Here is a 12,223-nt window from a genome sequence, read left to right on the forward strand (position 1 = left end):
TTAAGATAAGAAGTGAGAAAAGTAATTTTTTTATTTCAAATGATCTTCTATGGCAAGTTTTGTTTAGGCTTATGTAATTGTTTTTCATACGCTTATTCGATTTTCATTAAACAATTTAATTTTGACAATCAAATATAGGAAATCATGATATATATTTTTTGTTTTTTAATTAATTTGTTAGCAAATCCTTATGTTTTTAACAATTTTAGCGAATTGGTATTATTTATACTATTAATCTGTTCTTTTTTAAACAAATGTTTGATTTTAAGTCATTTTGCTAATGATTTATAAAAAAAATAAAAAACACTTTTTATGACTCGTTTATTTTTTTATCATCTTTTTAATTAATAAATTAATTTTTAACTATTTTCTGACTAAAAGTACGATTGTTATCTGCTAAAATTTTTACAATATAAGTTCCTTTAGTGATATCGAGAATTGGAATTCTTATATTTTGCTGGTCAGCATTATCAAGGTTGTAAGTTGTTATTTGTTGTCCTAATAAATTAAAAAGCGTTACTGATTTTAAGGTCAAATTCAAGTCAGAATTTTTTATGTTTAAGTGGCTATCATTGTTAGTGAAATAAATGATAGGGTTAATCACCGTCGAATTATTTATTCCCAAAGCTTGACTAGCGAAACGCAATGAAAATCGATTATTATATTCTCCAATCGGTAGCGCAATAGCGAAATCACTATTTCTTATATTATGATCAATTCCGGTTTCATTATCGTGTATGTAAATTTCGGTCGATTCAGAGATGTTTTCTAAATCGGCCAATTTTATTGTACTCAATCCTTCGGTAGAGGTTTTAATTCCAATCGGAATTATTTGATCAGTACTAAAATTAGAAACAGCTTGTATGTTATATTTTACTTCACCTATGTTCCAATACAAATCATCTGAATTGAGCTCAATTATTGGTGCATCATATCCTATATCGAATAGGTTAGTGGCATTTTGATCAACTCCTACTAAAATTTGTCTGAACAATTGATTTGGTGATTCAAATAGCAATCTGATTTTCTGTCTTTCATCATTAACAGTATTCACATTCTCCGTACTATCTTGGTTTCTGAAGAAAACCGAGTTGGCAGAAGACTCAACTTTAAAAGCTCGTTGGCTATTTTTAAAGGTAATAGTTCCACCAGTCACAGGAGTGCTTAAATTAGGGTTATTAGTCACTAAGTCAGTATTTGAACCTGTTCCAATAAAGAAACCTTGAGCTACTGGAATGTATTTTTTAGGAGTTTTTGTCCCATTACTTCCGTTATTAGCAGTCAGTGGATCGTTTGATAAAGCGACAACACCACCCATTAAAGTATAAGTGGCATAACCACCTACATATTGATTTAGAATATGGCTTTGTCCTCCAAAATGATCCCAAAAATATAATGCTCCATTAAAGATATTTGATGCTGCTCTTCCATCTCCGTCTTTGATGTTATCTTTAATAAATTCATCAGCATCTAAAGCCGAAGGATAAGGGTTTCCAACAAGATAAGATTGATTTAAGCTAATATTTAATCCAATAGTTCCATTATTCGGTTTACCGACAAAAACATAATTCTGCTCTGCAAAAACTGAACCCGTTCCTGTTGGCCCTTTCATAGTGAAACCTTCAGCAGGATTAACGGTTCCGGTTTCTCCAATGTGTTGCCATCCTGCATATGAGGAACTCAGACTGCTAAATTTATACATCCAACCGCTACTTAATTTGGCCGGGAATGTCAAGGCACCATCAGCAAAATTCACATCCGCACCAAAGTTTAGTAAACTTGGATTGAAAGGATTAGTTGATGAGTCAGAACCATCTCTCAAAACACCGCTAACCGAATAGTTAATCCCGTTAGAAGTTACCGGAGACGACCAATAATTATAGTGGAAACTGCTTTGTGTTCCTTGTTGGTCTTTTAACAATCTTCCGGTTCCGCTTGATGGATTGGCAGTAGTTCCGTTTTGTACAAGCTGGGCTTCACCTGTTAAACGTAAATCACCGCTCAATAATGATAAATTATTTTCTACAGTCAACTCAAAACCGTTAACCAAACTAATTCCTTTGGCTGTATTTGAATTGTTGAGTGTTAAATTATAGAATGTTTCGTTGGTTTTAATACCAACATTAATAGTTTGAATTTGGTTTGCAATCGAACTATTGAAAGTTACTGTTCCGGCTCCGGGAGAAAATACTCCGCTGTTTTTCCAATCTCTGCTTACATATAAATTTGAATTGGCGGTCATTGTCAAAGAAGCTGTATTAGCAATAATTATATCTTGAGCTCTTGCTATGTTTGAGTACAAAGCAGCAAAACTTGAGGTTGAAGGATCGATAATAGGCATTCTTACCGCACCGGCAGGAATTTGGGCATTGATTGTTGCCGAAGGCATACCGCCGGCCCAATTTTTACAATCAAACCAGTCGTTACTAATCATACCTGTCCACAAACCTGGAGTTCCATTTAAAACAGTTACTACGGCAGCACCGCTAATGTCAGAAGGATTAGCAGTACATTTTGAATCGCTCAAGGCCGTAATGCTAAAAGTTCTGTTGGTTGTAATCCCATTAACATTGAATACATAAGGATTAGTATTGATGTTGTTTACTGTCGTGGTTGTTGAACCATTACTGTAAGTGATACTCCATGGTGCTGAACCGGTCAAGGCAACACTAAAAGTGGCAGGACTTCCCAAACAGATGGTTTGAGACGGACCAATGTTTGCCGTAGGTCTTTCATTTACGGTTACCGTGATATAAGTTGTTCCTTCAGGACCATAACTGGTGCATCCGTTCAAATAAGATGTTACGGCGTAAGTAGTGGTGACTGTTGGTGTCACTGTAGCTGTAGCTGTAGTACTGATAACTTCTCCCGTAATAGAGTCAATCCATTGTGTGGTTAAATTTGCCGGTGATTCAGGAATTAAAATATTGTCGATGGCCCATGAACTATTCACGGTTCCGTTGTAAACAAAACGAACTCTTAAATTAGGTTGCCCAATGTAATTGCTTAAATCAATTGATTGATTTGGAAAGGCATTGTATGGACTTCTGGTACTTGGTCCTGTGAATGATGCAAGTACTATAGTGTAAGTTGCGCCTCCATCTAATGATAATTCAACAGAAACAGAAGCTCCGGTCTGTAAATTAAAAGCATGGTTAAAACTCAATTCTGCTGTGGTCAATCCGTAGGTGTTAAAAATTGGCGTTTGCATGATTGAGTTATAATTCCCGTTGGCAATAGCAAATTTTCCCATAGAGGTATAATTGATGCCCGAATAAGTTCCGCCATTAGTAGCACTCAATCTGAATGGACCTTCAGTAGTGTTACTTCCTCCTGCATTTAAGCAGTTTCCACAACCGTCAACCAACCAATTATCTGGATTGGCATTACTGAAAGTTCCACCTTCTGCAACATAAGAACTTGTAGCAAATCCGCTTTCGGAATACAATACCGATGAGCCGCCAATACAGATGGTTTGCGGAGTCGCTGTAACCGGTGTAGGTCTGATATTTGGTATTACATCCACCAAAGCAACATAAGAGTAAGCCAAATTACAAGTGGTTCCGTTTCGAACTACTGCTCTAAAAAAAGTGGTTTGTGTTATGTTGTTGAATGTTAATGTAGCTGTGGTGTTGGCAATAGGCGTCCATGTTGTTCCACCATTTGTAGTTGACTCCCAACGTATAATATTTCCGATGTGACCACTTAAATATATGTTTCCGGTTCCAAAATGACAAACAGTAGTTGTTCTTACTACAGGCGTTATATTCGGTAAAGAAATAGAAGCTGTACCGCCAACACTTTGCTCGTTTACTGTTATAGCAGCATAATCAGAAATTAAATCGGTATCACAACCATTACTAACGACACAATGGTAATCGGTAGCTGTGTCTGCAGGTGTGATTAAATTGAAAGTTAAACTTGGGGTTGAAACACCTGAAATGTTTCCGCCATTAACTAATGCTGTAGTTCCTTTAAACCATTGATAAGTTAAGTTGTCTCCGGTGGCAGTAATTGAAAGTGAAACCAAATTATTTTCGCAAATAGTTTGACTTATCTGAGGCTGTGCCGTAATTGACATTGATTGCGGAACTACTACAGTACTTGATGTATTTAAACAAGTTGTTGTAGCATCTGTAAAAGTAAACGTTACATTCCCAAAATCAAGGGCATTTACCAAACCGTTGTTGTCTATTGTTGCTACAGTGGTGTTATTGCTAATCCAACTTCCTCCGGTATTGGGCGAGAGTTGTATGGTGCTTCCGATGCAAACGCTGCTTGGAGCAGTAATTGTTGGTGCTGCATTAACAGTAACTGAAGTTGTCGTCGCATTAGAACAACCGTTGCCATCAGTGTAAGTATAGGTTATGATTGTGGTTCCTCCGGCCAAGCCGCTTACACTTCCGGAACTATTAATAGTAGCAACGGATGGGTTGGCAGAACTCCAATTTCCTCCAATTGTACTGTTTGAAAGTGTAGTTGATCCTCCGGCACAAACTGTTGTACTTCCTGTAATTGCATCTACTGTTGGAAGCGGATTTATCGTAAAGTTGGCTGAACTAGTAACGGTTCCTTGTGGAGTAGTTAAAGAAATGCTTCCTGATGTAGCTCCTATTGGTAAAGTAGCAGTCACTTGAGTATTACTATTCTGAACAAAAGCAGTAGAGGTTCCGTTAAAACTAACACTCGTGGTTCCGGCGATATAATTCCCTGTTATTATTACTGAGGTATTTGAACCTTCACAAGCGCTCGAAGGGGAAAATCCGATAGTAGTGTAATGAATTGTAATTCTGAGATAATCCACAGTAGCCGTTAAGCTATTGTTCGCATTTACCGAAATCATCGCTCCAAAATTAGCTGCGTTGATATCAGCGGCTGTCCAAGTTGTTCCCCAAGTGTCGGTTGAAGAGCCATAAGTGGCTACTGAAAAAGTAGTGCCATAAGCAGTAGTTACGGCTTTGTTGTTTCCGGCTATTACACCATTTTTTACTAAACTTACAACATTGTCTCGGGTTATTCTCCCTGCATTGGTAGCACTTGTTCTTCTGTTAACGGTCAATACAATACCATTAATAATGGCATTGTTTGGTATAGAAAAACCATAATTGCTTCCAAAAAGATTGTCGGTATTTCCGGCGGTGGCAAAAACAGCAGTTGCATAATTGGCGTCTGCAGTATTGGTTATGTTTCCCGGCGTTGTCCAATCTAAATTAGCTCCGGCAACAAAAGTCCCGGTAGTTGGATTATTCGGCCCGCTGGTTTGGGCTGATGAAGACTCGCTTACCAGAAGTAAAAGCGCAGCTAGAAGTAGGATGTATTTTTTTGATAAAAATAATTCTAGCAATAAATTAATCTCTGTTTGCATGTAGTTTTTTTTCATAGGGCGATGAATTTTAAACTCCGTTAATACTTCTACAAATTTAGAGTGGGTGTCTATAGATGGTATTATTTTTAGTTGTATAACCTCAAAAATCGATTAACTACAGTTTTTTGTGTGCTTTCACATCTTTTTTCATAAGCAAACACGATATAAATGCCTTATTTGCAGTATTTTACGTTTTAAAAAAGATGTATTTCAACGATAGTTTTTTACCGTTTATGGAGTGTTTTATTATTGATAAATCAATAATTATTGTAAATAAAAGATGATTTAAACGGGTTTTTTTATGCTGAATTCAAATGAAAGCGATGACAATAAATAGTATAAATTACCTATATTTGTTTCTTGCTAATCAAAGTAAGCCGGATGAATTTTTTCTTAAAAGTTTTCCTTTTATTTCCCTTACTCATTTTCTCTCAATCTGATTTTGATAGAGGAGAAAAATTATTTGTACAATCAAAATACGATTTGGCAAAGCCGCTACTTGAACAATGGATAAAAGAACATCCGAATCATTTAAAAGCAATTGAATACCTCGGCGATATTGAAGGAGCAAACAAATCTTGGGACAAAGCCATGACCTATTATGATAAGTTGAGAAAGCTCAAGCCGTCTGAGGCTAATTACCATTATAAATATGGTGGTTGTTTAGGGATGAAAGCCAAAGAATCCAATAAATTTAAAGCTTTGAGAATGATTGGTGATATCAAAGCGTGTTTTGAAAAAGCCATTCAGCTCAATGCCAATCATATTGAAGCTCGTTGGGCTTTAATTGAACTGTACCTTGAATTGCCGGGCATAGTTGGAGGAAGCGAACGCAAAGCACAACAATATGCCGGTGAATTGTTGAAAATTTCTCCGGTTGACGGATATTTGGCCAAAGGTCGAATTGCCGAATATTTTGAACGATATGCTGAAGCTGAAAGAAACTATGCCAGAGCCATAGCAGTAGGCGGTTCTAAAACAACCTATCAAAAATTAGCCAATTTGTACAAAAACAAAATGAATCAGCCTGAGAAAGCCAAACAACTCATGCAAACCTATCAAGAGAAAAATAAATCACAATAATGCGAACACATTTTATAGCCATTGGCGGTGCAGCCATGCACAATTTAGCTTTGGCCCTTCATCATAAAGGATACCAAGTAACCGGTAGCGACGATGCCATCTTTGAACCCTCAAAATCAAGATTAGAAAAGAAAGGCTTATTGCCTGCCGAAATGGGTTGGTTTCCCGAAAAAATCACAGCGGATATAGAAGCCATTATTCTCGGAATGCATGCCAAGGCAGATAATCCCGAATTGCTCAAAGCACAAGCTTTAGGACTTAAAATTTATTCCTATCCGGAGTTTTTATATGAACAATCTAAAAACAAAACCCGTGTAGTTATTGGAGGTTCTCACGGAAAAACCACCATAACCTCCATGATTTTACATGTGATGCATTTTCACAATATTGAAGTCGATTACATGGTTGGAGCCCAATTGGAAGGTTTTGACACTATGGTGCACTTGACACATGACAATGATTTCATAGTCTTAGAAGGCGATGAATATTTGTCGTCACCAATAGACAGAAGACCCAAGTTTCATTTGTACCAACCTAATATAGCATTACTTTCGGGCATTGCTTGGGATCATATCAATGTGTTTCCAACGTTTGATAATTATGTTGAGCAATTTGAAATTTTTGTCAACCAAATTACCAAAGGCGGTATACTAGTTTATAATGAAGAAGATGAAACCGTTAAAAAAGTAGCCGAAGAAAGTACCAATACCATTCGAAGATTGCCTTATCAAACGCCAAGTTACTCGGTGAAAGACGGCACAACTTTATTAGATACGCCCGAAGGACCAATGCCTATCGAAGTTTTTGGAGCCCACAATCTCAATAATTTGGCCGGCGCCAAATGGATTTGCCAAAACATGGGTGTAGATGAAGTCGATTTCTATGAGGCCATCGCCAGTTTTAAAGGTGCCAGTAAACGTTTGGAAAAAATAGCCGAAGGTAAAGGCAAAGTAGCCTACAAAGATTTCGCACATTCGCCAAGTAAAGTATCGGCAACGACTAAAGCCGTTAAAGCTCAATATCCCGACAGAAAATTAGTGGCGTGTTTAGAGTTGCATACGTACAGCAGTTTGAACGCCGAATTCCTAAAAGAATACGAAGGAGCATTAGATGCCGCTGATGTAGCAGTCGTTTTCTATTCGCCCGATGCGGTTAAAATCAAACAATTAGAAGAAGTAACTTATGAGCAAATTGCACAATCTTTCAAGCGCGATGACTTGATTATTTATACCAATCCGGCGGAGTTTAAAGACTTCTTGTTCTCTTATGATTTGAATAATTCCGCATTGCTGTTAATGAGTTCAGGGAATTATGGAGGATTGAACTTTGATGAGGTAAAAGGGTTGATCGAATAGGTTTAAATGGATGTATTGACTTTTATTTCAGATGTTTTAAATTTTCAAAATCCTAGAGGCGTTTTTCAAAAGAAATATAAGTGTTTTAGAGATACCTCTGAATATAAAGGAACAAGATTTTTAGCTTTTGTTTCCTTTTCGATTCTGTTGTGTTTTTATTTGGTGTTGATTTTTGGAATTGGTTATTTTTTATATTCCAAATTTATTGCTCGTATCTAAAATGCCCAACTATCTCATAGCTGAATAAGCAATCTTCTAAAACTTGTCCGCCGCCAACATTATGTACAATCATCGGATTTCCGTTCGGTGATTTTATATGAGTAATGATACCAATGTGTGGCAGTTTACCGTTAATCACCCAAGTGACTATTTCACCGGTTTTGTAATCTGCAGCGTTTTGAGTGACGGCTAATTTTTGTCCTTTTCGGGTAAAGAAAACTTCCAGATTAGGAACTCTTCTGTGATCAATATTGGTGTCCGGTTTTCTCAATCCCCATTTTTTTAAGTTTGGATATTTATTGAAGTTAGCTTTCAAATCTTCATGGACTTCTTTTTGCAAATCAATACCCAACTTTCGGTAAGCCCGAATTACAACATCGGTACAAACACCTGTATTGGCAGGGACATCACCATTGGGGTATTTTATAGAAACATAATTGGGTGTATAAACAATACTCGGGTCAATAATGGAAATAGCAGCAGCCGATAATTTCTCCTCAAATGAATTGGCTGTCGCTTCAGTGACATCATCCATTTTTTGTCCACAAGTTAAAAATGTAAGTAAAATTAGCGAAAATTGAAAAAGTTTCATATTTTTAGGTTTTGAATAACTAACGATAAATCTTTCAATTTAGTATTTAATTTGGACCAAAATTTCTCCATAAAGTATTGGGCGGAAGATGATAAGCCACGCGAAAAGTTTCTCCTAAAAGGAAAAGCAACACTCAGCGATGCCGAGCTAGTGGCTATTCTTATTGGTTCCGGAAGCAGGAATGAAAGTGCCGTTTCTTTGAGTAAGAAGATTTTGTCGAGCGTGAATAATAATTTAAATGCTTTGGGAAAATTGTCAATAAAACAATTGATGGAATTCAAAGGAATAGGCGAGGCTAAGGCTGTTTCCATAGCAGCTGCATTAGAGTTAGGTAGAAGACGAAGAACCGAAGAAACAGCAATTTTAGACAAAATCACCTCAAGCAAAGCGGTGTTTGATATTATGCAACCAATAATAGGGGAATTGCCTCATGAAGAGTTTTGGGTGCTGTATTTAAACAATTCGAATAAAGTCATTTACAAATCGCAATTGTCCAAAGGCGGCATTACCGGAACAGTAGTAGATGTTCGGTTAATTTTCAAAATGGCTTTAGAGCATAACGCTACGGCCATTATTTTATCACACAATCATCCTTCTGGTAAATTATTGGCCAGTGATGCCGATAGAGCAATTACTAAAAAGCTTAAATTTGCCGGAGAGCAACTTGATATCAAAGTGCTCGACCATATCATTATCACAGAAAACGGCTATTTGAGCTTTCAGGACGAAGGCATTTTTTAAAATGAAGAACATTACCGACATCTTTTTTGACCTAGACCATACGCTTTGGGATTTCGACCGTAATTCGGTTTTGGCTTTTGACAAAATATTCAAAGTGCATCATCCAACCCTAAACACAGCCGAGTTTATTCAAGTTTACGCACCCATCAATCAAGCTTGTTGGAAATTGTACCAAGTAGATAAAATTACCCATGAAGAACTGCGTTACCAAAGGTTGAAGCAATCATTTGACGCTTTGAATTATACTATTTCGGATGAAGCCATTGATCAAATTGCCCATGATTATATCACTTTTTTACCCGAAAATAATCAGCTGTTTGAAGGAGCTATTGAAGTTTTAGATTATTTATTGCCCAAATACAATCTGCATATCATCACCAATGGTTTTGCGGAAGTTCAGTATAAAAAAATCAATAATTCGGGTTTGGGAAATTATTTTAAAACGGTGACCAATTCAGAAATGGCCGGCGTCAAAAAACCCCATAGAAACATATTTGAATTTGCCTTATCTTTGGCTAAAACCAATAAAGAAAACGCCGTTATGATTGGCGATTGTATTGATGCAGATGTCAGAGGTGCGATTGATTTCGGAATGAAAGCCATTTTGTTCGATGAGAAAAATCAGCATGATTGGCCCGAAGTGCAGACCATCACTCGTTTGTTAGAATTAAAAAACATATTGTAAAATGAAAAAAGTATTACTGACTTTAATTTTGATGCTATCCTTTGCATCTTTTTCGCAAAATATAAATGACTATCAGTATGTCATTGTGCCAAAGAAATTTGATTCTTTTAAAGAAGAGGACAAGCACGGTTTGAATACTTCGGTAAAATTATTGCTTCAAAAATACGGGTTTAAAGCTTATTTTAGTGATGATTCTTTTTTTGATGGCAATGTGGGCAACCGCTGTGATTTTTTAACGGCCGGTTTAGTCGATGATAGTGGGTTGATGGTTACCAAAGTCAGAGTTGTCCTAAAAGATTGTAAAGGCAATATAGTTTACCAAACCGAATTAGGCAGAAGTAGGGAAAAGCAATATTCTATCGCTTACAGTCAGGCGTTAAGAGAAGCCGCTAAGTCTTTTGAAACACTGAATTATAAGTACAATGGTAATATCGCAGTAGCAGCAGCAGCCGAACCAAAACCTGTTGTTAAAGTAATCGATACAAAAACGGATACCGCTACGGTGAATTCAAATGAAGTTTTCTTTTTTGCACAACCAACCGCCAACGGCTATCAAGTGATTGACAACGAACCTAAAGTGATTATGCGTTTGTACAACACTTCCCAAAAAAATGTTTTTATGGCCGATAAAAACGGGGTAAATGGAACCGTTTTAATCAAAGAAGGCCAATGGGTTTTTGAATACTATGATAACGGCAAACTAGTTTCAGAACCGATTAACCTGAAATTCTAATACCCATACTTATCTTTCCAGCGATTCTTTAAAAAAGTCCGCATTTCGTTCTCTCGAGCGTTGTTTCCGGGTTTGTAGAAATCCGTATTCTTGATTTCATCCGGTAAGTATTCTTGTTCCGAAAAATTATTGGCATAGTTGTGAGAATATTGGTATTCTTCGCCATAACCTAATTCTTTCATCAGTTTCGTCGGCGCGTTTCGCAAATGTATCGGAACCGATAAATCCCCGGTTTGTTTGACCAAAGCCTGTGCTTCGCCAATGGCCATATAACTTGCATTGCTTTTGGGTGAAGTGGCCAAATAAATCGCACACTGGCTCAAAATAATTCGACTCTCAGGATAACCAATAGTAGAAACCGCCTGAAACGTATTATTTGCCATAATAAAAGCCGTCGGATTGGCATTGCCGATATCTTCACTTGACAAAATCAACATGCGTCGGGCAATAAATTTGACATCTTCGCCACCTTCTATCATTCGGGCTAACCAATAAACAGCACCATTCGGATCACTTCCTCGAATCGATTTGATAAAAGCCGAAACTATATCGTAATGTTGCTCGCCGGTTTTATCATAGAGCACGGTGTTTTGCTGCACCAATTCTAAAACTTTGTCATTGGTAATCGTAATTTGACCTTCAGGGCTGGCATTTACGACGAGTTCAAAAATATTTAATAGTTTGCGCCCGTCACCGCCTGAAAGTCGCAATAACGCTTCGGTTTCTTTTAATTTTATTTTTTTGGCCGAAATGATTTGGTCTTCTTTTATCGCTCGGTGAAGCAAAGCCAACAAATCTTCTTTCGAAAACGGATTTAGAATGTACACCTGACAACGTGACAACAAAGCGGGAATCACTTCAAAACTCGGATTTTCAGTCGTAGCGCCGATTAGTGTTACCCAACCTTTTTCCACCGCAGCCAATAAAGAATCTTGTTGCGATTTGCTGAAACGGTGAATCTCGTCAATAAACAAAATCGGGTTTTTGGCTGTAAACAAACCGCCGCTGGTTTTGGCTTTTTCAATCACGTCGCGAATGTCTTTTACACCGCTGTTGATGGCGCTTAATTCGTAAAACGGGCGATTGCTTTGCTTGGCTATGATTTGGGCCAAAGTCGTTTTCCCGGTTCCGGGCGAACCCCAAAAGATTATTGACGGAATCACTCCACGGGCAATTTGTTGGGTCAGCGAGCCATTTTCTCCAACCAAATGCAATTGGCTGATATAATCCTCTAAACGTTGCGGTCTGATGCGTTCGGCAAGTGGTGCTTCCATGTGGTAAAAATACGATTTAAAAGTTTTTGGAGCCAATCGTTCGGGCATTTTTTAAACCGTGTTCCCGCTTTCCGTTTTACTTCGTGTCACTTCAATCGGGGCTAAATTCAAACTAAAGGCTTCTTTTAAATTTTCCTAACTGACAAATTAGCATTACTTTTAATTTGGCTGTGTTT

At 37.3% G+C, this 12,223-nt stretch carries 8 protein-coding genes; 5 read left to right on the forward strand and 3 right to left on the reverse strand.

Annotated features, from left to right (window positions below):
* Nucleotides 1–352: 352 nt before the first annotated feature.
* Nucleotides 353–5,380 carry a RemA C-terminal-like gliding motility protein gene (locus P7V56_RS05245; RefSeq protein ID WP_171222631.1) on the reverse strand — a complete coding sequence of 1,676 codons (5,028 nt, stop codon included), beginning with the start codon at nt 5,378–5,380 and terminating at the stop codon, nt 353–355.
* A 366-nt stretch (nt 5,381–5,746) separates the two neighbouring features.
* Between P7V56_RS05245 and P7V56_RS05250 the strand changes: the two genes are divergently transcribed.
* Together P7V56_RS05250 and P7V56_RS05255 are read left to right on the forward strand one after the other, a co-directional pair.
* Complete coding sequence (locus tag P7V56_RS05250) at nt 5,747–6,448, forward strand: tetratricopeptide repeat protein (RefSeq protein ID WP_171222632.1); 702 nt, start codon at nt 5,747–5,749, stop codon at nt 6,446–6,448.
* Nucleotides 6,448–7,803, forward strand: a complete 1,356-nt coding sequence (locus P7V56_RS05255; protein ID WP_171222633.1) for a UDP-N-acetylmuramate--L-alanine ligase — start codon at nt 6,448–6,450, stop codon at nt 7,801–7,803. Before P7V56_RS05250 ends, P7V56_RS05255 begins: the two co-directional genes overlap by 1 nt.
* Before the next feature lie 202 nt (nt 7,804–8,005).
* Here the strand turns inward: P7V56_RS05255 and P7V56_RS05260 are convergent, their stop codons facing one another.
* Entirely contained in the window at nt 8,006–8,614 is a 609-nt protein-coding gene (locus P7V56_RS05260) for a DUF1287 domain-containing protein (protein ID WP_171222634.1), read from the reverse strand.
* Between the two features lie 51 nt (nt 8,615–8,665).
* Here P7V56_RS05260 and radC point away from each other — a divergent pair, with 51 nt between their 5' ends.
* From radC to P7V56_RS05275, 3 genes are read left to right on the forward strand one after another with little or no spacing between them, the layout of a single operon-like run.
* Nucleotides 8,666–9,355, forward strand: coding sequence for a RadC family protein (radC, locus tag P7V56_RS05265; protein ID WP_171222635.1), 690 nt, complete (start codon nt 8,666–8,668; stop codon nt 9,353–9,355).
* A 1-nt stretch (nt 9,356) separates the two neighbouring features.
* The gene (locus tag P7V56_RS05270; RefSeq protein ID WP_171222636.1) at nt 9,357–10,040 is read left to right on the forward strand and encodes a YjjG family noncanonical pyrimidine nucleotidase; all 684 of its coding nucleotides are present in this window, start codon (nt 9,357–9,359) and stop codon (nt 10,038–10,040) included.
* Nucleotide 10,041: 1 nt separating this feature from the next.
* Complete coding sequence (locus tag P7V56_RS05275; protein WP_171222637.1) at nt 10,042–10,773, forward strand: hypothetical protein; 732 nt, start codon at nt 10,042–10,044, stop codon at nt 10,771–10,773.
* On the opposite strand, the gene P7V56_RS05280 is transcribed toward P7V56_RS05275, so the two are convergent.
* On the reverse strand, nt 10,770–12,047 hold the full coding sequence (locus P7V56_RS05280) for a replication-associated recombination protein A (protein ID WP_171222638.1): 1,278 nt from the start codon (nt 12,045–12,047) through the stop codon (nt 10,770–10,772). The genes P7V56_RS05275 and P7V56_RS05280 overlap by 4 nt on opposite strands.
* Nucleotides 12,048–12,223: the final 176 nt, after the last annotated feature.

Source organism: Flavobacterium sp. IMCC34852 (assembly GCF_030643905.1).
Classification (GTDB): domain Bacteria; phylum Bacteroidota; class Bacteroidia; order Flavobacteriales; family Flavobacteriaceae; genus Flavobacterium; species Flavobacterium rivulicola.

Bases quoted from the DNA above. Each gene is read 5' to 3' on its own strand.
- P7V56_RS05255 (WP_171222633.1), top strand. From the start codon at position 6,448: ATGCGAACACATTTTATAGCCATTGGCGGTGCAGCCATGCACAATTTA.
- P7V56_RS05250 (WP_171222632.1), top strand. From the start codon at position 5,747: ATGAATTTTTTCTTAAAAGTTTTCCTTTTATTTCCCTTACTCATTTTC.
- P7V56_RS05275 (WP_171222637.1), top strand. From the start codon at position 10,042: ATGAAAAAAGTATTACTGACTTTAATTTTGATGCTATCCTTTGCATCT.
- P7V56_RS05270 (WP_171222636.1), top strand. From the start codon at position 9,357: ATGAAGAACATTACCGACATCTTTTTTGACCTAGACCATACGCTTTGG.
- P7V56_RS05280 (WP_171222638.1), bottom strand. From the start codon at position 12,047: ATGGAAGCACCACTTGCCGAACGCATCAGACCGCAACGTTTAGAGGAT.
- P7V56_RS05260 (WP_171222634.1), bottom strand. From the start codon at position 8,614: ATGAAACTTTTTCAATTTTCGCTAATTTTACTTACATTTTTAACTTGT.
- P7V56_RS05245 (WP_171222631.1), bottom strand. From the start codon at position 5,380: ATGAAAAAAAACTACATGCAAACAGAGATTAATTTATTGCTAGAATTA.